General features: G+C 72.4%; 20 protein-coding genes. 7 read left to right on the top strand and 13 right to left on the bottom strand.

What is annotated here, in order from left to right:
• Positions 1–4: 4 nt before the first annotated feature.
• Entirely contained in the window at positions 5–694 is a 690-nt protein-coding gene (locus ACH4FH_RS23820; protein WP_398557904.1) for a response regulator, read from the bottom strand.
• Positions 691–1,935, bottom strand: coding sequence for a sensor histidine kinase (locus tag ACH4FH_RS23815; RefSeq protein ID WP_398558051.1), 1,245 nt, complete (start codon positions 1,933–1,935; stop codon positions 691–693). The genes ACH4FH_RS23820 and ACH4FH_RS23815 overlap by 4 nt, the downstream gene beginning before the upstream one ends.
• Positions 1,936–2,084: 149 nt before the next feature.
• Between ACH4FH_RS23815 and ACH4FH_RS23810 the strand changes: the two genes are divergently transcribed.
• Positions 2,085–2,672, top strand: coding sequence for a hypothetical protein (locus ACH4FH_RS23810; RefSeq protein ID WP_398557903.1), 588 nt, complete (start codon positions 2,085–2,087; stop codon positions 2,670–2,672).
• Between the two features lie 46 nt (positions 2,673–2,718).
• On the opposite strand, the gene ACH4FH_RS23805 is transcribed toward ACH4FH_RS23810, so the two are convergent.
• Genes ACH4FH_RS23805 through ACH4FH_RS23795 form a run of 3 tightly spaced genes read right to left on the bottom strand, consistent with a single transcriptional unit; the run spans position 2,719 to position 4,900 of the window.
• Positions 2,719–3,291: a cob(I)yrinic acid a,c-diamide adenosyltransferase gene (locus tag ACH4FH_RS23805; protein WP_398557902.1), complete on the bottom strand. Its 573-nt coding sequence runs from the start codon at positions 3,289–3,291 to the stop codon at positions 2,719–2,721.
• A 10-nt stretch (positions 3,292–3,301) separates the two neighbouring features.
• A complete protein-coding gene (locus tag ACH4FH_RS23800; protein ID WP_398557901.1) occupies positions 3,302–4,060 on the bottom strand; it encodes an ABC transporter permease in 759 nt (252 codons plus the stop codon).
• Between the two features lie 57 nt (positions 4,061–4,117).
• Entirely contained in the window at positions 4,118–4,900 is a 783-nt protein-coding gene (locus ACH4FH_RS23795) for an ABC transporter ATP-binding protein (RefSeq protein WP_398557900.1), read from the bottom strand.
• A gap of 80 nt (positions 4,901–4,980) precedes the next feature.
• Here ACH4FH_RS23795 and ACH4FH_RS23790 point away from each other — a divergent pair, with 80 nt between their 5' ends.
• The 4 genes from ACH4FH_RS23790 to ACH4FH_RS23775 all read left to right on the top strand — a co-directional run bounded on the left by ACH4FH_RS23790 (position 4,981) and on the right by ACH4FH_RS23775 (position 9,969).
• Positions 4,981–5,622 carry a TetR/AcrR family transcriptional regulator gene (locus ACH4FH_RS23790; RefSeq protein ID WP_398557899.1) on the top strand — a complete coding sequence of 214 codons (642 nt, stop codon included), beginning with the start codon at positions 4,981–4,983 and terminating at the stop codon, positions 5,620–5,622.
• Positions 5,623–5,779: 157 nt separating this feature from the next.
• Complete coding sequence (locus tag ACH4FH_RS23785) at positions 5,780–6,628, top strand: 3-hydroxyacyl-CoA dehydrogenase family protein (RefSeq protein ID WP_398557898.1); 849 nt, start codon at positions 5,780–5,782, stop codon at positions 6,626–6,628.
• Between the two features lie 158 nt (positions 6,629–6,786).
• Positions 6,787–7,110, top strand: a complete 324-nt coding sequence (locus ACH4FH_RS23780) for an STAS domain-containing protein (RefSeq protein ID WP_393896950.1) — start codon at positions 6,787–6,789, stop codon at positions 7,108–7,110.
• A gap of 282 nt (positions 7,111–7,392) precedes the next feature.
• Complete coding sequence (locus tag ACH4FH_RS23775) at positions 7,393–9,969, top strand: ATP-binding protein (protein ID WP_398557897.1); 2,577 nt, start codon at positions 7,393–7,395, stop codon at positions 9,967–9,969.
• A 121-nt stretch (positions 9,970–10,090) separates the two neighbouring features.
• Here ACH4FH_RS23775 and nucS read toward each other — a convergent pair whose 3' ends face one another.
• The gene (gene nucS / locus ACH4FH_RS23770; protein WP_393896948.1) at positions 10,091–10,753 is read right to left on the bottom strand and encodes an endonuclease NucS; all 663 of its coding nucleotides are present in this window, start codon (positions 10,751–10,753) and stop codon (positions 10,091–10,093) included.
• 215 nt (positions 10,754–10,968) lie between these two features.
• Between nucS and ACH4FH_RS23765 the strand changes: the two genes are divergently transcribed.
• Entirely contained in the window at positions 10,969–11,361 is a 393-nt protein-coding gene (locus ACH4FH_RS23765; RefSeq protein WP_398557896.1) for an SCO5389 family protein, read from the top strand.
• A 199-nt stretch (positions 11,362–11,560) separates the two neighbouring features.
• On the opposite strand, the gene ACH4FH_RS23760 is transcribed toward ACH4FH_RS23765, so the two are convergent.
• Positions 11,561–12,610 carry an LLM class flavin-dependent oxidoreductase gene (locus ACH4FH_RS23760; RefSeq protein WP_398557895.1) on the bottom strand — a complete coding sequence of 350 codons (1,050 nt, stop codon included), beginning with the start codon at positions 12,608–12,610 and terminating at the stop codon, positions 11,561–11,563.
• 189 nt (positions 12,611–12,799) lie between these two features.
• Here ACH4FH_RS23760 and ACH4FH_RS23755 point away from each other — a divergent pair, with 189 nt between their 5' ends.
• Positions 12,800–13,117 (top strand): ATP/GTP-binding protein, encoded by a 318-nt coding sequence (locus tag ACH4FH_RS23755; RefSeq protein WP_398557894.1) that lies wholly within the window; start codon positions 12,800–12,802, stop codon positions 13,115–13,117.
• Between the two features lie 25 nt (positions 13,118–13,142).
• Here the strand turns inward: ACH4FH_RS23755 and ACH4FH_RS23750 are convergent, their stop codons facing one another.
• From ACH4FH_RS23750 to scy, 6 genes are all read right to left on the bottom strand, one after another.
• Entirely contained in the window at positions 13,143–14,441 is a 1,299-nt protein-coding gene (locus ACH4FH_RS23750) for an ABC transporter permease (RefSeq protein ID WP_398557893.1), read from the bottom strand.
• The gene (locus ACH4FH_RS23745) at positions 14,438–15,703 is read right to left on the bottom strand and encodes an ATP-binding cassette domain-containing protein (protein ID WP_398557892.1); all 1,266 of its coding nucleotides are present in this window, start codon (positions 15,701–15,703) and stop codon (positions 14,438–14,440) included. Before ACH4FH_RS23745 ends, ACH4FH_RS23750 begins: the two co-directional genes overlap by 4 nt.
• 198 nt (positions 15,704–15,901) lie before the next feature.
• Positions 15,902–16,675: an ABC transporter permease gene (locus tag ACH4FH_RS23740; RefSeq protein WP_398557891.1), complete on the bottom strand. Its 774-nt coding sequence runs from the start codon at positions 16,673–16,675 to the stop codon at positions 15,902–15,904.
• 2 nt (positions 16,676–16,677) lie between these two features.
• Complete coding sequence (locus ACH4FH_RS23735; RefSeq protein ID WP_398557890.1) at positions 16,678–17,709, bottom strand: ATP-binding cassette domain-containing protein; 1,032 nt, start codon at positions 17,707–17,709, stop codon at positions 16,678–16,680.
• A 166-nt stretch (positions 17,710–17,875) separates the two neighbouring features.
• On the bottom strand, positions 17,876–18,814 hold the full coding sequence (locus ACH4FH_RS23730; protein ID WP_398557889.1) for a cellulose-binding protein: 939 nt from the start codon (positions 18,812–18,814) through the stop codon (positions 17,876–17,878).
• Positions 18,815–18,927: 113 nt separating this feature from the next.
• Positions 18,928–23,178 (bottom strand): polarized growth protein Scy, encoded by a 4,251-nt coding sequence (scy, locus tag ACH4FH_RS23725; protein ID WP_398557888.1) that lies wholly within the window; start codon positions 23,176–23,178, stop codon positions 18,928–18,930.
• Positions 23,179–23,341 lie beyond the last annotated feature (163 nt).

Genomic DNA, 23,341 nt, shown 5'->3' with positions numbered 1-23,341 from the left:
TTCGTCACGGCGCGTCGACCCCCAACTCCTGCGCCAGGACCGCGGCTTGCACCCGGCTGCGCAGGCCGAGCTTGGCCAGCAGCCGGCTGACGTGCGTTTTGACGGTGGCCTCCGCCATCGTCAGCCGCACCGAGATCTCGGCGTTCGACAGTCCCCGCCCCAGACAGCCGAGCACCTCGTGCTCGCGACGGGTGAGCGCTTCCATGACGGCCGGATCGGGGGCGTCGCCGGCCGGCGCCCGCCGCACCGCCGCACCCGGGGCGGCGAACTCCGCGATCAGCCGGCGGGTCACCGCCGGGGCGATCAGCCCGTCGCCGGACGCCACCGTCCGCACCGCGGCCAGCAGGGCGGCCGCGTCGCTGTCCTTCAGCAAAAACCCCGCCGCTCCCGCTCGTAGCGCCCCGAAGAGGTATTCGTCCAGGTCGAAGGTGGTCAGCACCAGGACGTCCGCCAGGGCCTCCGCGACGACCTGCCGGGTGGCGGACACCCCGTCGAGCCGGGGCATCTGGATGTCCATGAGCACCAGGTCGGGGCGCAGCTCACGGGCCAGGCGCACCGCCTCCTCACCGTCCGCTGCCTCCCCGACGACGTCGATGTCGGGGGCCGAGCGCAGGATGAGCACCAGCCCGGCGCGTACGGCGGACTGATCCTCGGCGACGAGGACCCGGATCGGCCCCTGGGCGGCGCCTTTCATCGTGGCTCTCCCTCCTCGGGTGCCGGCAGGACTGCCCGCACCCGCCAGAACCGACCGGCCGGATACGTCTGCGGGCCGGCCTCGAATGTCCCGCCGAGCAGGGCGACCCGCTCGCGCATTCCGACGAGCCCGGCGCCGGACCCGGGCGCGCGGGGGCGGGGGCGCTCGGCGAACGGGCTGCTGACGGTGACGGTGAGCGCCGCGCCCCGCTCATGGGTGATCCGGACCCGTACCTCGCCGGGGGCCGCGTGCTTGAGCGCGTTGGTCAGTGACTCCTGGACGATCCGGTACGCGGCGAGCTCGACCGGCGTGGCCACCGTGGACCCGCTGCCGTCGGTGGGCCGGGCGTCGTCCAGGGAGAAGGCCAGTCCGCTGCTCGCGCCGTTCGTGCCGGCCTGGGCGAGCAGCGCGTCGAGCCCGTCGAGGGTGGGGGTCGCGGCCGGCTCCGCGGTGCCGCCGGGCGTTTCGGGGGCCCGCAACAGGCCGATGAGACGACGCATTTCGGCCAGACCTTGCACGCTGTTCTCGCGGATCACGCCGAGCGCCTCACGGGTCGCCGCCGGGTCGTCGAGGGTCTGCGCGGCGGTGGTGTGGATCGCGATGGCGGACAGATGGTTGGCGACCATGTCGTGCAGTTCGCGTGCCATCCGGGCCCGTTCGCCTGCGACCGCTTGGGCCCGGTCGATCTCGGCGAGCAGCGCGGTCTGTTCGGCACGCAGCCGGGCGGCCTGCGCGGCGTCCCGGTGGTTGCGGATGATCAGGCCGGTCCAGGCCGGCGTGACGGTGCCCAGGGCGATGACGATGCTGAGCGTCACCACCTGCGGGTCGTGCCGGAACGCGGTGAGCGCGACGGCTGCCAGCACGGTCACCAGCACGGAGGACAGCGGGATCCGGCGGGCGGCGGCGGGGCTGCCGTAGAGGACGGCCGCGTAGATCAGGTCCGTGAACATCAGGACGGTGGCGATGAGGGTGCCGGAGCAGATGTCCAGCGCCAGCGCCACCAGCGCGATGCTCAGCGCGGTCATCGGGGCGGTACGGCGCCGCAGCTCGGCCGCCGACATGGTGGCCAGCGCGACGAGGGTGAGTGCGGCCGGCAGGCCGAGGAGCGGCGGGCCGCCGTGCAGATCCAGCGTCCAGAGCAGCAGCCCGCCGAGCAGCCCGCCGCCCGCGATGAGCACGTCGATGCGGTGCGGCCGGCCGGGGGCGGTGAAGGGTCTGGCGGTCACCCCACCATCAAACATGGCGCCGGGGCCCGCTGCCTCCATGTCAGGACCGGGATTGGCGCCGGTCGACTACATCGAAAGATGCAGTCCGGGATCGTCGCGCGCGACGACGTGCCGGGCGAGCGCCGCTGCGAGCCTTGAGGTGTTCGTCCCGAAAGGAGACCACCGTGGTCGTCACGTTGATCATCATCTGCGAGGTCGGCTTCTGGGTGCTGCTCGTCGCCGGCCTGGCGCTGCGCTACCTGGCCCGCATGCCACGCACCGGGGCGGCGGTGCTCCTGATGGAACCGCTGCTGGAACTGACCCTTCTGGTCGTCACCGCGATCGACCTGAGGAACGGTGCGACCGCGGACTGGAAGCACGGCCTGGCCGCCGTCTACATCGGCTACACGGTCGCCTACGGCCACTACACGATCGCCTGGGTGGACGGGCACTTCGCCCATCGCTTCGCCGGCGGACCACCCCCGGTCAAGCCCCCGCGGTACGGTCTCGCCCGCGCCGGGCACGAGGGGAAGCTGTGGCTGCGTACGGTGCTGATGGCGGCCGTCGCCACGGGCCTGCTGCAGGTGGCGATCTGGTTCGTCGGCGGGGGTGGCGACACCGCCTCGCTGCGCGGCTGGCAGGTGGCCACGGGCCGGATCGTCGCGATCCACGGCCTGATCGCCCTGACGTATCTCCTCTGGCAGAAGAAGGACCCGGGCGGCCCCGCGGCACCCGAGACGCAGGCCCGCCCGCAGGAGAAGTCCCTCCGCTGACGCCGGGAGCGCGCCGGGTGGCCGCGGGCCCGGGGCCGGGTCCGGCCTAGCGCTCGCCGCCCGGCACCCACAGCACGTCGCCGACCTCCTTGTTGGCGCTGCGCGCGAGGATGAACAGCAGGTCGGAGAGGCGGTTGAGGTAGGTGGCGGTCAGCGGGTTCATGCTCTCGCCGTGCTCCTCGAAGGCCGCCCAGGTCGAACGCTCGGCGCGGCGCACGACCGTGCACGCCTGGTGCAGCAGCGCCGCGCCGGCCGTGCCGCCGGGGAGGATGAAGCTGCGCAGCTTCTCCAACTGCTCCAGGAAGAGGTCGCAGTCGGCCTCCAGCTTGTCGATGTAGGTCTGCTCGACGCGCAGGGGAGGGAACTCGGGGTTCTCCACCACGGGGGTGGAGAGGTCGGCGCCGACGTCGAAGAGGTCGTTCTGCACCCGCAGCAGCACCGCGGAGACGTCGTCCGGCAGTGAACCGAGCGCCAGGGCCACGCCGATGGCCGCGTTGGCCTCGTTGGCGTCCGCGTAGGCCGAGATCCGGGAGTCGGTCTTGGCGGTGCGGCTCATGTCGCCGAGGGCGGTGGTGCCCTTGTCGCCGGTGCGGGTGTAGATGCGCGTCAGATTCACCATACGGACGACCCTACGCCGCGGACTTCTTGAAGGCCCGTGTGCAAAGCGTCACGGAGACCACGGTCAGCGCGAGCGCGACGAGGGCGCCGCGGAGCAGGGCGGCGGAGGCGTAGTCGCCGGTGAACGCCTCCCGGACCGCGTCGACGAGATGGCGGAAGGGCATCACGTGCGAGAGCACATCGAGCCAGCCCGGCCCCAGCGTCATCGGCAGCATCAGCCCGGACAGCAGCATCGACGGCATGGTGACGGCGTTGATGACGGGCGCGAACTCCTGCGGGGTGCGGACCTTCAGGGCCAGCGCGTGGGACAGCGAGGAGAGGGCGAGGGTGAGGACGGCGACGAACGCGAGGCCGATGAGGACGCCGGGCAGCGGGGCGCGCAAGCCCATCGCGACGGCCGCCAGTACCAGCAGCACCGACTGGAGGACGAGCACCGCGGCGTCCCGCAGCACCCGCCCGAGCAGCAGCGCCAACCGGCTGACGGGGGTCACGCGCATCCGCTCCACCACGCCGGACTGCTTCTCCATGAGGATGCCGAAACCGCAGAACCCACCCCCGAACAGGGCGAGTTGGAGGAGCAGGCCGGGCACAAGAACCTGCCAGGAGCTGGTCCCGGCGGGGCCGAGCGGCAGATCGGTGAGCAGGGGACCGAAGAACAACAGGTACAGCAGCGGCATCAGCAGCCCGAAGAGCATCTGAAGCCGGGACCGCAGGGTCTGCCGGGCGTACCGCCCGAAGATGAGGGCGGTGTCGGTGAGCAGGGTGGACATCGGAGGACTCCTGGAGGAGGGCGGGGAGGGGCGCGGCGGACGGGGTGGTCGCGGGGCTCAGACCGCGACGGGAGCGGTGTCCACGGCGGTGGTGGCCCGTCCGGTGACGGCGAGGAAGGCGTCCTGCAGTGACGCGTCGGTGGATCCGGCGTATGCGGTCTTGAGCGCGCTCGGTGTGCCCTCCGCGACCACCACGCCCTTGTCGACGATCACCAGGCGGTCGGCGAGCGCGTCGGCCTCGTCCAGGTAGTGGGTGGTCAGGAACACGGTGGTGCCGTGGTCGCCGCGGATGCGGCGGACCAGGTCCCACAGATCGGCCCGGCTGCCGGGGTCGAGGCCGGTCGTCGGCTCGTCGAGGAAGAGCACCTCGGGGCGGTGCACGAGGCCCATCGCCAGGTCCAGCCTTCGGCGCTGACCGCCGGAGAGTGCGGCGGTCCTGCGGTCCAGCAGATCGGTGAGGCCGAGGTCGTCCGCCAGCTCCGCGGCGCGCGCGACGGCCTGCGCCCTGCCCATGCGGTAGAGCCGCCCCTGGGTGACGAGTTCCTCGCGCACCGACACCTGGGGATCGACGCCGCCGGCCTGAGCGACGTATCCGCTTCTGCGCCGTACGCCGACGGGGTCCCGGGTGAGGTCGCAGCCGGCGACCGAGGCGCTGCCGCCGGTGGGGGTGAGCAGGGTGGTGAGCATGCGGAGGGTGGTGGTCTTGCCGGCGCCGTTCGGGCCGAGGAATCCGAGGATCTCGCCGGATTCGACGGTGAGGTCGATGCCGCGTACGGCCTCGACAGGTCCGCGCGCGGTGGTGAAGGTCCGGGCCAGCCCGGCCGTGGTGATGACTGCCATGGCGACAGAAAAACAGAGTCACCCCAAATTTGCAATGTCTCCAAGTTTGAGGAGAGGTCAGAGCTGCCTACGATGAGGGCATGGCAGAGGGGCTCAGGGAGCGGAAGAAGCGGCAGACCCGGCAGCACATCTCGGACGTGGCCACCGGCCTGTTCCTGGAGCGCGGCTTCGACGCGGTGACCATCGCCGAGGTCGCCGAGGCCGCCGACGTCTCGGTCAACACCGTCTACAACTACTTCCCGGCCAAGGAAGACCTCTTCCTCGACCGCAGCAAGAGCCTCGTGGACCGCTTGTCGCGATCCGTACGCGGCCGCGACAAGGGTGAGTCCGCGGCCGCCGCCGTGCTGCGCGACCTGCGCGAGGAGGCCGTCGCCGTCTCGCCGTCACTCGGCCTGATCGACGGCTACGACCGGTTCATGCGGGTGGTGCACGACGCGCCCACCCTCAAGGCCCGGCTCTGGTACCTCCAGCAGGAGAGCCTGGTCAATCTGGAGGACACCCTCCGGGAGGAGACCGGCGCCGGCCCCGAGGACCCGCTGCCACTGCTCGTCGCCGGCCAGATCTCCTGGGTGCACTCCACCGTCATCGGCGCCATCGCCCGCGAGATGCTCGCCGGCCGCACCGCCGCCGCGGTGTCCAGGGAGGCGCTCGCCCTGCTGGACGAGATGGCGGACCTGCTGAGCGAAAAGGTGCTCAACTACGCCGTACGGGCGGACGAATGACGACCGGGTGGCGGGTTTCCTGCCCCGGTCGGCACCCCGTCGGTGTGACGTCCGTCATTTGAGACGTGACGCGCATCTCTTCCCTACCAAACGATCGCTCACGACCGCTAACGTCGCCCTGAGAGCCGTTAAGTGCACAGGGTGTTAGGGGACAGCAGTGGCAAGGAAGCTCGCCGTCATCGGAGCCGGACTCATGGGTTCGGGTATCGCGCAGGTCTCCGCCCAGGCGGGCTGGGACGTCGTCCTCCGCGATGTGACGGACGGGGCGCTGGCTCGCGGCAAGGGTGGCATCGAGGCGTCGTACGAGAAGTTCGTCGCCAAGGGGAAGCTGGAGGCGTCCGCCGCCGAGCAGGCGCTGGCCCGGATCACCACCACGACCGAGCTGGAAGCCGTCGCCGACGCCGATATCGTCGTCGAGGCCGTCTTCGAGCGGGTCGAGGTCAAGCGGGAGATCTTCCAGGCGCTCGACAAGCTCGCCAAGGATGACGCGGTGCTGGCCTCCAATACCTCCGCCATCCCGATCACCAAGATCGCCGCGGCCACCTCGCGGCCCGAGCGGGTCGTCGGGACGCACTTCTTCTCGCCGGTACCGATGATGCAGCTGTGCGAACTCGTGCGCGGCTACAAGACCAGCGACGAAACCCTCGCCACCGCACGGGAGTTCGCCGAGTCCGTCGGTAAGACCTGCGTCGTCGTCAACCGCGACGTCGCCGGCTTCGTCACCACCCGCCTCATCACGGCGCTGGTCGTCGAGGCCGCGAAGCTGTACGAATCCGGCGTGGCGACCGCCGAGGACATCGACATCGCCTGCAAGTTGGGCTTCGGCCACGCGATGGGACCGCTGGCCACCGCCGACCTGACGGGCGTCGACATCCTGCTGCACGCCGCCGACAACATCTACACCGAGTCCCAGGACGAGAAGTTCGCGTCGCCGGAGATCATGCGGCGAATGGTCGATGCGGGCGATATCGGCCGCAAGAGTGGGCAGGGCTTCTACGAGCACTGAGACCGCGTCAGGTGCCCCGTCAGCAGGGGCACCCGATTGCTTCACCCCTCGGGGTGAATTCGGTATCGGTTCGCTTACAGGCGGCAACTTCGTCGCATGAGAGGCAGTCAGTTCTGTAGACGCCAACACACGATTACCCATCACTCCGGGGAGCGCATATGCACATCAGGGGCGACCACGTCGAGCTGGTCGTCGGGGGCCGCCTCGACGTCCGCAGCGCGGCGGACGCCCGTACGGCCCTGCACACCGCTGTCGACTCCGGTCGTGGCGATCTCGTGCTGGACCTGACCGAGCTGGATTCCTGGGACGCCACCGGCCTTGGCGTGATCATGGGTGTGCACCGCCGAGCCGGCCGGGTCAACCGCCGGCTCGTGCTGCGCGGCGTGCCACCCCAGATGCAACGCCTCCTGGTCGCCACCCGTCTGCACCGCATCCTCGCCATCGAGGGCGGCATCGAAGCGGAATCGCTTCCTCGCGTGTGACGCAAGGGCCGAGGCGGCCGGCCCGCCCCGAAGCGCCGACCCGCGCAGGGGCATCAAAAGCCGCAGACCAGCAGACTTCCACTACGGCGGGATGTTCCGGTCATGACCGGCCCCCGACGATGCGTCGGCCCGCACTCCAGGTCTAAGGTTCGCATCCCCGCCCCATGCCACGGCAGCGGCGGGCACCGGACCAGACGCGACGGCTGAGACGACCCGGCCGGAGCCGGGGGAGTGCGGACGGCCGGAGGAGCAGTCGGCACGCCACGTCTGGGGGCTTTGAGCATGGACCGGAACACCCACCGGGGGTCTGAGGAGTACGGCACGCAGGGTCGCCCTGCCGAGCCGCCGGCACCCCCTTTCGGCAGCGCGCCCAGCGGCTCCGACGGGCCGGTCCGCGTTGTCCGGCTCGTCTCGGGCAACTACCTCGTCACCGTCAACCCCGTCGACGGCAGCGAGATAGAGCCCTGCCCGCCCGGAGAGCGCCCCGCCACACCCGGCAAGCTCACCGCCAAGGAACGCGCCGCGGCCGCCCGCGCCGAGGCGCCCCCGCTGCCCGCCGCCCCCCGTGGATTCGCCGGCCACGAAGCCACCCTGGAAGAGCGCGCGGAGGAAACCGAACGCCTCGCTCGGCTGCTCTCCCGCGGCCGCTCCGTACGCGTCACCGGCCCCCGTGGCTCGGGCCGATCCCGGCTGCTGGACGCCGTCGCCACCGCCTGCGCCGACCTGGCACCCGACGGCGTCGTCCGCCTCTCCGGCTACCACCGCACCCCCACCGACGTCCTCCACGCGCTCGTCGCCGCGGTCCACCGCGTCCCGCAACACCGCCCGGACCGACCGGAGCTGTCGCAGCTGCTCGGCGGCATCGGCGCGATCGTCGTCCTCGACGACCTGGAGTTCGGCGGCACGGCGCTCGACGAACTCCTCGAAGCGACCCCCGAATGCGCCTTCCTGATCGGCGTCACCCCCGACATCGCGCCGCCCGGCCCCGGCTCCCACCTCGAAGAGGTCGTCCTTGACGGCATCGGCCGCAGCGCCTGCGTACGGCTGCTGGAGCGCGCCCTGAGCCGATCGCTCACCGAAGAGGAGGCGGCCTGGGCGGCCGACCTCTGGTTCGAGTCCGAGGGCCTGCCGCTGCGGTTCGTGCAGGCCGCGGCCCTGTTGCGGCAGCGTGACCAGCTGCGCGCCGGACCCGGTGCCCTCGATGACGGCTACGGCCTGTTCCCCGAGGAATCGCGGGACGCGGCCGCCGAACCCGCCGAACCCGCCGACCGCCCGGACGTCCCGCTGCCCTCCCGCGCCGAGGCCGCCTCCCCCGCTCCGCTGCTCGCCGCCCGGCTCGGCGCCGCAGCCCAGGAGACCCTGCGCTTCGCCGTCGCGCTCGGCGGCGAACTGCCGCACCAGGCGCACCTGCCGGCGCTCACCCAGGACACCCATGCCGACGCCGCGCTCGCCGGTCTGCTGGGCTGCGGCCTGATCACCCCGGCCGGCAGCCACTACCGGCTCGCCGCGACCGTCCAGGACCAACTGGAGGCCGCCGGCTACGCCGAGGGCGCCACCGGCCGGGCCCACACCGCGGCGCAGCACTACGCCTGGTGGACCGGCCACCCCTCGGTCACCCCCGAACGGGCCGCCGCCGAGGCCGACGCGGTGCTGGCCGCCATGGGTGTACTGACCGGCAGCCGGGAGAGCGGCCACGCCAGTGCGGCCGTGCTGCTCGCCCGTACCGCCGCGCCGGCGTTCGCCGCGGCGCTGCACTGGAGCGCCTGGGAGCGCAGCCTCCGGCACGGTCAGGAGGCCGCCAGACTGGCCGGCGAGGTGGCGGAGGAGGCCTACTTCCACCACGAGCTGGGCGTCCTGGCCCTGTGCACCGGCAACGTCGACCGGGCGCGGGCCGAACTGGAGGCGTCCATCGGGCTGCGCGGCGTGCTCTCCGACCGCGACGGCGCGGTGGCAGGACGGCGGGCCCTGGCACTGGTCACCGACCGGTCGCGAGCCGCCTCCACCGCCGCCACCCGGGCCCACTTCCCGCAGACCGCCCCGGGCACGAAGGCTCCCGGGGCCACGACTCCGGCGGCGAAGGCCCTCCGCACGCCACCTGCCCCGGCCGACAGCGGAGCCTCCGCCGCGGTGCGCATCGCCCGCACCAGGGAGACCGCCGCGACGGTCATCGCCCGGGGAGCCGCGTCCACCGCGTCCTCCGCGGCCGTGACCGGCAATGGCGGCGCGGCCGGCGTCGGCACGGGGCGGGCGGTGTCCCGCGGGGCCCGCCGCAACCTCGTCGCCGCGAGCGCCGGCGCTCTGCTCGTCGCCGTGCTCGGCACCGTCGTCACCCTCGGCGTCACCTCGGACGACGACAGCAGGGGCGACCGCAGCGGCACGGAACAGAGCACGGAGGACGGCGACAGCGCCGACCTGCCCGCCGACGGGCCCGACACGGGAGCGAGCCTGCCGCCCACCCGCACCGGCACGGCCCAGGAGGGCACCCCCAGCCGCCCCGACAGCCCGTCCGCGTCGGACAGCGGCTCTGCCACCAGCGCGGCCCCGACCGACACCGGCAGCGGCCCGACGGACGGCACGACCGGTCCGACCGAGCCGACGGGCAAGCCGACCCGTCCTACCGGCCAGCCGACCCGCCCCACCCACAGCCCGACGGAAGAGCCCACCGACCCGACACCCACCGACGAGCCGACCGGCGAGCCCACGGAGCCGACGCCGACCGGCGAGCCCACGGAGAAGCCGACGATGCAGAGCCCGTCGCAGACGACCGCAGGCGCCGACGCCGCGGGGCCCACCCAGGAGGCCGCGGCGCCCTCCGGCGGCGACTCCACGGCCTCCGCCGAGCCCGCACCCGCCGGCTGACGCCCGCGTACGGACAGCGCAACGGCCCGGTACGTGGCCGGCCCGCCATGTCGGCGGCCGGCCCCCTACCGGGCCGTTGCGCTGCCGGTCCCGCCCGCCGTTGCGGACAGGACCGACGAGGTCAGAACAGGCGGAGCTTGTCGTCCTCGATGCCGCGCAGCGCGTTGTAGTCGAGCACGACGCAGCCGATACCGCGGTCGGTCGCCAGCACCCGGGCCTGCGGCTTGATCTCCTGCGCCGCGAAGATGCCCTTGACCGGCGCCAAGTGCGGGTCGCGGTTGAGGAGTTCGAGGTAGCGGGTGAGCTGCTCAACGCCGTCGATCTCACCGCGGCGTTTGATCTCCACCGCGACGGTGCCGCCATCGGAGTCCCGGCACAAGATATCCACCGGGCCAATAGCGGTGGGGTATTCACGCCGAATCAGTGAATAGCCCTCGCCGAGGGTCTCGATCCGGTCCGCGAGCAGCTCCTGGAGGTGCGCCTCCACCCCGTCCTTGATGAGGCCGGGGTCGACACCGAGCTCGTGCGAGGAGTCGTGCAGGACCTCCTCCAGCGTGATGATGAGCTTCTCGCCGCCCTTGTTCTCCACCGTCCACACATCGCCGTCCCCCTCCTTGAGGGAGCAGGGCGGGGACATCCAGTTGAGCGGTTTGTAGGCCCGGTCGTCCGCGTGAATGGAGACGGAGCCGTCCGCCTTCACCAGGATGAGACGGGGGGCCGAGGGGAGATGGGCAGTGAGCCGGCCCGCGTAGTCCACGGAGCAGCGGGCGATGACGAGACGCATGGGGCGCCACGCTACTCGACCGGAGCCCACTGACGCGATTCGCCCCTGGATCCACCTGTTCGGCATTGGCCGGTTGTATGTGCAATCTCCTGGTGCGGGCCTCTTGCGCGGCATACCGTTGAAGCAGGGGGTCGTGATACGAACACGCTGCGTCGCGGCGCCCCTTGTCCCATTCCTGAGGCCCCGTCCCGGCGGGGTCGCGAGAGGAGAACCTCATGTCGCTCGACGTCTCACCGGCCCTCCTCGAACAGGCCGAGCGAGGCGAGGTCGACGAAGCCGCATTTGTCGACTGCGTCCGGACCTCCCTGCCCTACGCATGGGGGATGATCAGCTCCCTGGTGGCCCAGCTGAAGGTGGACGGTGGAGAGTTCGCCGACAACCAGACGCCGCCGCCGGACGAACAGGCGCGAGGCCAGTTGCTGCGCGCCCTGGCGAGTGACGCGATACGCGGTTCGTTGGAGCGCCACTTCGGTGTGCGTCTCGCCTTCCAGAACTGCCATCGGGTCGCGGTGTTCCCGCTCGACCCGGTGGTGGACGACCGTCTGGCCCGCTTCACCTCCATCCGGGGTCAGCTGCTCAACCAGTCGCCGGGACTCCGCGACTGCTGAGCGGAGTTGCTGCCGCTGCGTACCGCGTTCCGGCACGCTCGGTGCCCGTGCGCCAGCGGCAGCACCACCGTCGACAGCCCGACCCCGCCCCTTCGAGAGCACGGCGCCTCGCATGACCGCACCACGGGCACAGCCAGAGACATCCGCACGCCAACACGGCGGCAGCACAGCGCAGGCCGCCCCGTCGGGCCCGGCGGGGTCACCCCAACTGCGGCAGAACCTCCGCGCCCAGCCGGCGGACGTTCTCCTCGGTGGCGGCGAGATCGCCGGACCCCTCGACGAGCAGCGCGAACCTCCGCACGCCCGTACGCTCCGCCGTGGCCGCGAGCCGGTCGGCGCACAGCGCGGGCGGGCCGACGGGATGCAGCCCGCACAACAGCTCGGTGTACGCCAGCGGATCGCGCATCGAGCGATAGCGGCCGTCGACGGTCACATGTGCGCCCAGCCCCTGCCGGAGCCAGCCGGGCATCGCCTTCGCCAGCGTCTCCGCCGCGTCCCCTGGGCCGTCGGCGATCTGCACCACGCCCGCCGAGACATGCTCGGCCGCCGCCACTTCGTCGCCGTCCCGCCCGGCCTCCCGGGCTGCCGACCGCCACAGCGCGATCATGTCCGCCTTTTCCTCGTCGCCGCAGTGCATGCCGAGCAGCATCGGCAGTCCGCGCTCCGCGGCCAGGCGGACCGAGGAGGGCGAGGTGCAGGCGACCACCACCGGCGGCCCCGGGGGGCCGGTCGCCGGACCGTCCGGGCCGCCCAGCGCCTCGCTCGGGCGCGGTACGACCGCGACCTCACGGAACGAGAAGCGCTCGCCGTCCGCCCCGACCCGGGGCTCGCGCAGCCAGCGCAGCAGCAGATCGAGCGATTCGGGGAAGCCGTGGTCGTACGCGGCCAGACCCGAGCCGAAGACCTCCAGATCCACCCAGGGGCCACCGCGGCCGACGCCGAGCGTGAATCGCCCGTCGGACGTCAGGTGCAGCAGCGCCGCCTGCTCACCCAGAGCCACCGGATGCTGGGTCGGCAGCACGCTGACGGCCGTCCCGACGCCGATCCTGCGGGTCCGGCCCAGCAGCAGCGCCGCCAGTGTCACGGCGTTGGGGCAGACGCCGTACGGCACGAAATGGTGTTCCGCCAGCCAGACGTCGTCGAGTCCGGCCTCCTCCGCGATCTCCGCGGAGCGCACCGCGCGGTGCAGCGCTTCCCCTTGTCCCTGACCGGGAAATTGAGCGGCCAGGATGAAAGCTCCGACACGCATCGCTCTCTGCCTCCTCGCAGCCGACGCGACTTCCCCCTTACAGGCAACAACGTCTGACACGTGCCAAGGGCACGGCCTGCCGCGAAATTTCCCGATGATCGCAGAAACGTGACGGGCCGTGCCTGTCCCCGCCCGTTCCGCGTACGCTGGTGACAGCCCGTGACTCCGTGAATCTTCCGAGGTGCCCCAGTGTCTCCGCGTCGAAACCGCCAGCCCGGCGGTGCGAAGCCCACCGACCGCCCGGGCGGTGACCGCTTCGGTCTGGAGCGCACCGAGGAGTGGCGGGGCGAGGAGTGGGTCGTGCGCCACGTCGGAGGCGGCGGCGCGGCCAAGCACTACCGCTGCCCCGGCTGCGACCAGGAGATCCCGCCCGGTGTGCCGCACGTCGTCGCCTGGCCGCAGCACGGCGACGTCGACGACCGCCGGCACTGGCACAAAGCCTGCTGGAACGCACGGGACCGCCGGAGCGCGCGGCTCCAGCGGTCCCGTAACGCGCCGCGCTACTGAGCGCGGCGAAGGTGAGGCGTGTGACCTACACGTCGCGCTGCTGCTGGGCGGCGAAGGCTCCGCCCAGCACGACGGCGGTCACCCCGGTGAGGACCCACAGCGGGGTCCAGCCCTCCGGGCCCGATTCGAAGAACGGGTTGTCGTAGAGCGTCGCCAGCGCGTTGGGCACCGAGTAGTTGATCAGCGCCTCGCTGACCTTGCGCAGGCTCTCCGAGCCCGCCATGAAGACGGCCAGCAGCATCGGCAGCAGCACCACACCGAGCATGGCGCTGATCGCGCCCGCCGAATGCCGCAGCAGCGAGCCCACGGCCATTGCCAGCAGGCCGAGCATCGACACGTAGAGGCCGGCACCCACCGTGCCCCGCAGCCACTGTTCCGTCGTCGGGTCCGGGCCGTACAGCATCCCGGAGGTGAGGAGCGCGACGAGCGTGGTGGTGACGGTCGTGATGACGAAGGCCAGGCCGAAGAACACGATCGCCTTGGCGGTGAGCACCCGCGCCCGGCTGGGGCAGGCGGTCATGGTCGTGCGGATCATCCCCGTGCCGTATTCGGAGGAGATCACCAGCACCCCGAGCGGGATGATGCACAAGGTGCCCAACAGGACGCCGAGGAAGGCGAATCCCAGCTTCGGATCGACCATGCGGTTGGGGTCGCTCAGCGCGAGGGTGACCAGCAGATCGACGCCGATGACCAGCAGGACGAACACGCCCAGCGTCCACAGCGTCGAGCGCACCGAGCGGATCTTCGTCCACTCCGAGGCCAGCGCGTGGCCGAGGTGGGTACGGCGTACCGGGATCGGTGAGACATAACCGGCATGGCCGCCCTGCCAGTTGGCGCCGGGCTGCTGCTGGGGGTGGCCCTGCTGCGGCTGACCCTGCTGGGGTGCCTGAGGTGCCTGGTGCGGGGCGCCGCCGCCCGCGTAGGCGTTCTGCGGCGGGGGTGCCTGCTGCGCCTGGAGCATCATCGTGCCCGCGTCCTTGCCCGGACCGTGCGCCGCGAGCGGCTGCACCTGCGGGGCGTCGGCGGCCGGCTGCGGCTGGGCCTGGGGCATCGGCTGGGCCTGGAGCATCATGGTGCCCTGCTCCTGGCCGGGCTGCTGCTCCGGCGCCTGCTGGGCCTGAAGCATCATCGTCCCGGCCTCCCGGGCGGGCGCCGGCTGATCCGGCTGCCCCTGGCCGCCCGCCTGGGGCGGCGCGCCCCGGTGCTGCGGCGGCGCGGTGGGCGGCATCGGCGGTGCGGGCGGCATCTGCTGGGCCTGCGCGGCGTCGTCGGGTCCGCGCTCAGGCTGCGGCTGCTGGGGCTGCGGCTGCTGAGGGCTGGTCATCGGGCGTCCTCGTGGTGCGGCGTGGTGGCGTCGGCGGGCTGGGCGGTGGGCGGCATCGGCGCGGCGGGCTGCTGCCCGTAGGACTGAGGCGCGGCGTACGGCGCGGGCGCCCCGTACGGGTGACCCTGGGCCGGCGGCGGATAGCCCCGCCCGGGAACGGCGCCCGGCGCCTGCTGGGCGTACGGGTCCTGTTGCGCGTAAGGGTTGGGCTGACCCTGGCCGGGTTGGCCGGGCTGACCCGGCGGGTATCCCGGGCCCGCGTACCCCTGCGGTGCGCCGCCGTGCGGAACGCCGCCCTGGGGCGCGTACCCCGCCGGGGCCTCCTGCAGACCGGCCCGCTGGTCGGCCGTCGAGCGGTAGTCCACGGCGCCCTGCGTCAGCTGCATGTACGCCTCCTCCAGGGATGCCTGGTGCGGCGACAGCTCCCACAGCCGGACGTCGGCGCCGTGCGCGAGATCGCTGATGCGGGGGAGCGGCAGCCCGGTCACCCGCAGCGCACCGTCCTGCTCCGCCGCGACCTGTCCGCCGGCCTCGCCGAGCGCCGCGGTCAGCTTCTCGCGCTGCTCGGGGTCGGTGTCAGGGACGCGCACCCGGGCGAAATCAGCGGAGTTGGCCGAGATGAATTCCTTGACCGACATGTCCGCGAGCAGCTGGCCGCGGCCGATCACGATCAAGTGCTCGGCGGTGAGGGCCATCTCGCTCATGAGGTGCGAGGAGACGAAGACCGTGCGGCCCTCGGAGGCCAGCTGCTTCATCAGATTGCGCACCCAGAGGATGCCTTCGGGGTCGAGGCCGTTGACCGGCTCGTCGAAGAGCAGCACCTGTGGGTCGCCGAGCAGCGCCGCCGCGATGCCGAGCCGCTGGCCCATGCCGAGCGAGAAGCCGCTGGAGCGCCGCCTCGCGACGCCCTGCAGGCCCACCACACCGAGCACCTCGTCGACCCGCCGGGCCGGGATGCCGGACAGCTGGGCGAGCGAGAGCAGGTGCTGGCGCGCGCTGCGGCCGCCGTGCACCGCCTTGGCGTCGAGCAGCGCACCCACCTGGCGGGGGGCGTTGGGGAGTTTGCGGAAGGGGTGGCCGCCGACGGTGGCGTGGCCCGAGGTCGGGGTGTCCAGGCCCAGAATCATGCGCATCGTCGTCGACTTGCCGGAGCCGTTGGGCCCCAGGAAGCCGGTGACCGTGCCCGGCCGTACCTGGAACGACAGGTTGTGCACGGCCGTCTTGGCGCCATAGCGCTTCGTCAGGCCGACTGCCTCGATCATTCTCCGCCCCTCGCGAGATGGTGGCGGGGCAGAGGCGCCCTCGTGCCCCCGTGAGGGTTAGGAGGCTATCGGTCCCTTGACGGTTCCCGTCAAAACGCGGAAGAGGGATGCGTCACCCGATACGGGCCGGCACGACCGGCCCGCTGACAGCGGTGGCCTTCCCACGGACGCGCCTGCGCGGACCACCGGCCGGGACGGTCAGGCGTCGCGCTTCTTGAACAGCACGAAGCCACAGGCCAGCGCGGCCGCCGTCCACGCGACCATGATGCCGATCCCGCCCCACGGGCCGTACGGCACCTTCTCGTCGAGGGGCGTGACCACCTGCATGACCTTCTGGCCCGCCTGGTCGGGGAGATAGCGGCCGATCTTCCGGGTCGCAGAGACGTTCCCGAGGATGTTGGAGATCAGGAAGAAGAACGGCATCAGGATGCCCAGCGACAGCATCGGGCTGCGCAGCATCGCGGCCACCCCCATCGAGAACAGCGCGATCAGCATCATGTAGAGCCCGCCGCCGAAGACCGCGCGCAGCACTCCCGGGTCGCCGAGGTACGCCCGGTGCTCGCCCAGGACCGCCTGGCCGGCGAAGAAGGTCGCGAAGCTGGTCGCCAGCCCGACGAGGAAGACCAGCGCGGTGGCGACGAGCAGTTTGCTGAAGAGAAACATCGTCCGCTGGGGTACGGCGGCGAGCGAGGTACGGATCATGCCGGTGCTGTACTCGTTGGAGACCACCAGCACGCCGAAGACGATCATCGCGAGCTGGCCCAGGCCCATCCCGGCGAAGCTGATGTTGGTGGGGTCGAAGGTGAGCCGGTCCCGGACCGACATCGAGTCGAACTCGTTCCTGGCCAGGACGCAGATCAGGATGCCGAGGCCGATGGTGACGACGACTGCGACGCCGAGCGTCCACACCGTCGACTGCACCGATCTGATCTTGGTCCATTCCGAGCGCAGCACCTGCGTGACCGCCGCCATCGTCAGCTCCTCTTCTTCTGCCAGTCGGCGCCCCAGCCGCCCTGCTGCCCACCCGGCCGGCCGACCGGCTGCGGATCTCCCGGCGGCACGGCACCCGGCGCCGGCCCGCCCGGCACCGTGACCGGCTCCCCGTCGTGGGCGTGGTACTCCACCGACTCGGCCGTCAGCTGCATGAACGCCTCTTCCAAGGAAGCCTGCTGGGGGCTCAGCTCGTGCAGGGTGAGCCGGTGCCGGGCGGCAAGCTCACCGAGCCGGTTGGCGGGCACCCCGTCGATCTCCAGCGAGCCGTTGCCGACCGCCGACGCCTCGATGCCCTCGGCCCGGAGCACATCCAGCAGCCGTTCCTGCTCCGGTGACCGCATCCGTACGTAGGACCGCGAGTTCTCCCGGATGAAGTCCGCCATCGAGGTGTCCGCCATCAGCTTGCCCTGCCCGATCACGATCAGGTGATCTGCGGTGAGGGCCATCTCGCTCATCAGATGGGAGGAGACGAAGACCGTACGGCCCTGGCTCGCCAGGTTCTTCATCAGATTGCGGATCCAGTGGATGCCCTCCGGGTCGAGCCCGTTGACCGGCTCGTCGAACATCAGGATCTCCGGGTCACCCAGCAGCGCCGCGGCGATGCCCAGCCGCTGGCCCATCCCCAGGGAGAACCCCTTCGAGCGCTTGCTGGCGACCGAACTCAGCCCGACCGTGTCCAGTACCTCGCCGACCCGGCTGCGCGGGATGCCGTTGCTCTGCGCCAGACACAGCAGATGGTTGTACGCGCTCCGCCCGCCGTGCATCGCCTTCGCGTCCAGCAGCGCACCGATGTACGTCAGCGGATCCTTCAGCTGCCGGTAGTGCCTGCCGTCGATCAGGACCGTGCCGGCGGTCGGGTGGTCCAGGTCGAGCATCATCCGCATGGTGGTGGACTTGCCCGCACCGTTGGGGCCGAGGAAGCCGGTGATGATCCCGGGCCGGACCGTGCAGGTGAGGTGGTCCACGGCGATCTTGTCGCCGTAACGCTTGGTCAGCCCCTCGAGCTCGATCATGTACTGCACGCTAGGGGCGCCCGGAGGGCCCCGCCACCGGGGCACAGCCGCCCGGCGGACCCCCGCACGACCGCGCCCCCGCACCGCCGGAGGGGCGGTACGGGGGCGCGTGAAGGTGCGGTGCGAACGCCTGCTCGGGGCACCTCCCAGCGTCAGCCGGGGAGGGTCAGCGGGACTGCTGAGCGGGCACGCCGCGGGTGGCGGACTCCTCGTCGCCGGGGGCGCCGGCGGCGGCGACGGCCGCACCGGTCAGCGTCGCCAGCATCTCGCGGACGTTCGTCAGCTGCGCGTTGATGGAGTCGCGGCGGTTGGTCAGCGCCGCCAGCTCGCGCTCCGATTCGCTGCGGATCCGGTCGGCCTTGGCGTTGGCGTCGGCCACGATGTCTTCCGCCTGGCGCTGCGCGGTCTCCACCGTCTGGCGGGCCCGGCGCTCGGCGTCCGTACGCAGCTTCTCCGCCTCCAGGCGGAGCTGCTCGGCACGGTGCTCGATCTCCGCCAGGCGCTTCTCGGCCTTGGCCTGACGCGAGGCCAGGTCACGCTCGGACTGCTCGCGGCGCTTGGCGAGGTTGGTCTCGAAGTCGGCGGCGGCCTGCGCGGCCTTGGCACGGGTCTCCTCGAAGAGGGAGTCGGCCTCCTCGCGCTTGGACTGCGCGTCCTTCTGCGCTTCGGCGCGCAGCGTGGACGCCTCGCCCTTGGCCTTCTCGACGATCCGGGCGCCCTCGTCCTCTGCCTTCGACTTGCGCTCGGCGGCGAACTGCTCGGCGTCGTTACGGACCTGCTGGGCGGCCGACTCGGCCAGCTCGCGGTGCTGCTCCGCGGCGCGGCGGGCCTCCTCGCGCAGGTCCTTGGCCTCCTCCTCGGCGAGACGGAGGATCTTCTCCACGCGCGCACCGAGGCCCGCGTAGGACGGTTCGGCGTCATTGACCTGCGCCTGGGCGTTCTGCGTTTCGAGGTGGAGTTCCTCGATGCGCTTCTCCAGCGAGGTGATGCGGCCCAGCGCGCTGTCACGGTCGGCGACGAGCTTCGTAATGCGGTCGTCCACCTGACCGCGGTCGTACCCACGCCGCACGAGCTCGAAGCCGAAGGGGGAGGAAGTGTCGCTCATGGGGTTCCTGTCGAAAGAGACCGGTGAGGTGATAAGGGAATCCTAGGGGCCACAACGGCGTGTCATCGAGTCAATGCCCGTTTGATCTGGAGAATGACCCCTCATTTGAGTGGCTACCCCTCAGACTGCTTGCCACTCGAACGAGTTGTACCGGCGCCCGCGGCGGCCTTGACGCCACCGCTCTTGCCCTCCGCGCCCCCCGTTGGCGCCTCGAACGACTCCAGTGCCTCCAGCACGTCCTGGACACGGGAGATTTCGGAGTTGATGTCCTCGCGCCGGCGGACCAGGACCTCCAGTTCGCGCTTGCCCTCTTCCACGATGCGGGTGGCCTCGGCCTCGGCCTCGGTGCGCATCCGCTCCGCGTCGCGCTCGGCCTCGGCCTTCTTGTTCGTGGCCTCCTTGATCAGGCCCTCGGCCTTCTTCACCGCCGAGATCCGGACCTTGCTCGCCTCGCTGCTCGCCTCCGAGACCATCTGCTCGGCCTTCTCCTCGGCCTCCACCTGCTGGGCCGTGGCCTGCGCGATGAGCTTGTCGACCCGCTCGCCGGCGTTCTTCATCGTCTCCGCCGACTCCCGGCGCGCCCGATCGTGCAGCTCCTCGACCTCTGCCTCGATCCGCACCCGCAGCTCCTCGGCCCGCTCCCTGATGGCCGTGGCGTCGCCGCGGGCCTCGCCCAGCAGCGTATTCGCGTCCGTACGGGCCTTCTCCACCCGCGCGTTGCCGTCAGATGTCGCCTCGGTGACGATCCGGTCGGCCTCCTTGCGGGCCGCCCCGACCATCGTGTCGGCCTGCTCCTCGGCGGACGCGGCGGTGCGCAGCGCCTCCTCCTGGGCCTTGGCGATGAGCTGGTCCGCCTGCTCCGCGGCGTCGCCGCGACGCTGGGCGGCGTCCTTGCGGGCCTCGTCGAGCAGCCGGTCCGCCTCCGCTTGAGCCTCCGTCCGCAGCCGCTCCGCCTCCGCCTCGGCGTCCTCCTTGACCTTCGCGGACTCGCCGCGGGTGCGGTTGGCGTGCTCCTGTGCGGCGGTGACCGTCTCGGCGGCCTCCGACCGCAGCCGGTCGGCCTCCGCGGTGGCCGTCGCGAGCATCCGGTCCGCCTGCTCACGGGCGTCGGCCCGCGTACGGTCCGCGTCCCGCTCGGCGTCCGCGGTGGCTTCCGCCGCCTCGGCACGCAGCCGGTCGGCCTCGCTCGCGGCTTCCGACATCAGCTCGTCGGCCTGCTCCGCGGCGTCCGAACGCGTCTTGTTGGCCGCCTCGCGCGCCTGGTCGCCGGTGCGCTCCGCGTCCGTCCGCGCGCTCTCCAGCACCTCGGCCGCCTCGGTGCGCAGCCGCTCCGCCGCCTCGCCCGCCTCGGCGACCATCGTCTGCGCCTGCTGCTCGGTGTCCCCGCGCAGCCGGTCGGCGGCCTGCTGGGCCTCACGGACCGTACGGTCCGCGTCCTCCTGCGCCGACGACGTCAGCTCGGTCGCCTCGGTGACGATCCGTTCGGCCTCCGCGCGCGCCTCGGTGATCAGGCGGTCGGCCTGCTCCGCGGCGTCCGAGCGCATGCGGTTCGCGTCGTCCCGCGCCTCGGCACGGGCCCGCGAGGCGTCCTGCTCGCCGGACGCCAGCGCTTCCGAGGCCTCCGTACGCAGCTGCTGCGCCTTCGACGAGGCGTCCGCGACCAGCTTCTCGGCCTGCTCGGTCGCCTCCGCCAGCAGCCGGTCGGCCTGCTCCGCCGCGTCCGTCCGCGCGGCGTTGGCGTCCCGGCGCGCCTCGTCGAGCACACCGGCGGCCTCGGTGCGCAGCCGCTCGGCCTCCTCGATGGCCTCCGAAACCGCACGCTCGGCAAGCGACTTCGCGGCCTCCGACGATTCCTGCGCCTCGTGCCGCACCCGCGCCGCGTCCGCCGAGGCGCGCTCACGCTCGTCGTATGCGTCGGAGCGGACCCGGTCGGCCTCCTCCTGCGCCTCCGACTTGGTGCGCTCCGCGGCGTGCTCGGCCGCCGAACGCAGCCCGGCGATCTCCTCGTCGGCCTGCTCGTGCAGCCCCGCGACCGCGTCCCGTACCTGCTGCGCGGTCTGTTCTGCCGCCGCCACCAGCTCGCCGGCACGCCGGTCGGCGTCCTCGACCAGCCCCTCCGCCTCGGCCTGCGCCTCGCTCACGCGCGTACGGGCCGACGCCAGCAGCTCCTCGCTCTGCTCGCGCGCCGCGGTGCGCTCCTGGTGGGCCTCCTCGCGGGCCTCGCCCAGCTGCTGCTCGGCCTCCCGGCGCCGCCGGGCGGCCTCCTCCTGGGCCGCGGCCAGCGCCTGCGCCGCCTCGGAACCGGTGCGCTCGGCGGCGGTCGCCGCCTCCGCGCGCACCCGGTCCGCGGTCTCCTGCGCCTCCGCCTTGAGCCGCTCCGCCTCGGCGGCCGCCTCGCTGCGCAGGCGCGTGGCCACCGACTCGCCCTCGGCGCGCGCCGAGGACGCGTCAGCCGCGGCCTCCGCGCGCAGTCGCTCGGTCTCCTCCTCGGCCTGCTGCTGCAACGTCCGCAGTCGCTCGGCCGACTCCGCCTTGAGCCGGGCCGCCTCCTCCTGCGTCTCCCGGCGCAGCCGCTCCGCCTCCGCGCGGGCCTCGCGCAGCGCGTCCTCGGCCGCCGTGACCTTGTCCGCCGCCTCGGTGTGCAACCGCGTCAGCTCGGCCTGGGCCTCCTCGCGCCGCTCCTCGGCGGCCCGTTCGGCCTCGGCGCGCAGCCGCGCGGCGGACTCCTCCGCCTCGGTGGTCACCAGCTCCGCGGCCTGGGCGCCCTCGGTGAGCAGCTCCTCGGCTTCCGAACGGGACCGCTCCAGGGCCTCCTCGGCCTGTTTGCGCAGCGCCGTGGCCCGCTCGATGGCCTCCGTACGGACCCGCTCGCTCTCCGCGACGGCACCCGAACGGGTCTCCTCGGCATCGGCCTTGGCCTTGGCCAGCAGCTCCTCGGCGGAACCGGCCGCCTCCTCGATCTGCTGGACCGCCTCCCGGCGGGCCTCGCTGCGGATCCGCTCGCCCTCGGCGACCGCGTCCGCCCGCAGCTGCTCCGCCTCGCCGCGCAGCCGCCGCGCCTCCTCCTGGAGTTCGACGGTCTTGGCGCGGTAGTCCTTGGTGTCGTCCTTCGCCGCGCCCTTGAGCTGCGCGGCGGTGTCATGGGCCTGCTCCCGCAGCCGGTCCGCCTCGGCCTCGGCCTCGCTGCGCAGCCGTTCGGCCTCCTCGGTGGCGGCCTTGGTGGTGGCCTTGGCGTCCTCGGACGCCTTGGTCAGCACCTCCTCGGCGGTCCGCGCGGCCTTCGCCAGCTGCGCCGCGGAGTCCTCCGCGGCCTTGGACCGCGCGGCCTCCCGCGCCTCGCCGACCAGGCGTTCGGCTTCTTCCTTGGCGTCCGCCCGCAGCTGCTCGGCGTCGGCCTTGAGCGCCTCGGCGGACTTGGTGGCCTCGCCGACCAGGCGGGCGATTTCCTGCTTGGCCGTACGGGTGCGCTGCTCGTTGTCCGACTCGGTGGCCGACAGCCGCTTGGCGGCGCTCTGTTGCGCCTCCTCGACCAGCTTCTCCGCCTCGGCGCGCGCCTCGCGCAGCGCCGTGTCCGCCTCCTGGATGCGGGCCTCCGCGGTGCGCGTCAGCTCCGCGGACTGCCGACGCGCCTCCTCCGACTCGGTGCCGACGCTGGTGCGCAGCTGCTCGGCCTGATCGGTGGCCTCCTGGGCCTGGTTGGAGGCGGCGTTCAGCAGGCGCTCGGCGTCCGTGCGGGCCCGGCGGAGGATGCTCTCCGCCTCGGCGCGGGCGTCCGTGGCCTCGGTGTTCAGCCGCTCACGGGCCCGTTCCGCCAGGCGCTGCGCCTCGGCGCGCGCGGCGGCCAGGGCCTGCTCGGCCTCCGCCCGGGACTCCTCCATCAGGCGGCGCGCCTGGGACTCCGTACGGGCCCTCAGCTGCTCGGCCCAGGCGACGTTCTCGTTGACGTGCGACTCGACGGTCTGCCGGCGCTCGTTGAGCTCCTCGTCCAGCCGCTGCCTGCGGGTGACCGCCTCGGAGTGCAGCTCCGCCTCCAGGCGGGACTGCCGCTCGGCCTGGTCCTGCAGCAGCCGCTGGGTCTGCGCACGGGCCTCGCGAAGCTCGCGTTCGGCGTCCGAACGCAGCTGGTCGGCCTGGATCTGCGCGTTGCGCAGCAGCTGTTCGGCCTGGTGACTGAGGTTGTCGTAGGCAGGGCGGGTCGCGAGGTTGCGGCGCGCCTCGTGAAGCTTGGCGCGCAGCACCTCGACCTGGTAGCCGAGGTCGTCGGCGTGCTGGACGGCCTTGTCCCGCTCGGTCTTCAGCCGCTCCATCTCGGCTTCGAACTGCGAGAGGTGGTCGTCAGCCTCGTAGCGGTCGTTGCCCCGCACTGCGCGGTCCCATCCGTCCCCTGGTCATGGTGGCGGCCTGCTCCGTCCTGCTCGTAGTCGTCCCGTACACGTCATGTCGTACCGGATTCGTACGTCTGGAGCTGACCCTTCCGAAGAAATGGTGTCAGATCATCGGCAGAGTATGGACCGAGCCCCACTCCCT

The sequence above is a fragment of the Streptomyces sp. NPDC017993 genome (genome assembly GCF_044328065.1).
Lineage (GTDB): Bacteria > Actinomycetota > Actinomycetes > Streptomycetales > Streptomycetaceae > Streptomyces.
This window is presented reverse-complemented; position numbering and strand designations above follow the sequence as displayed.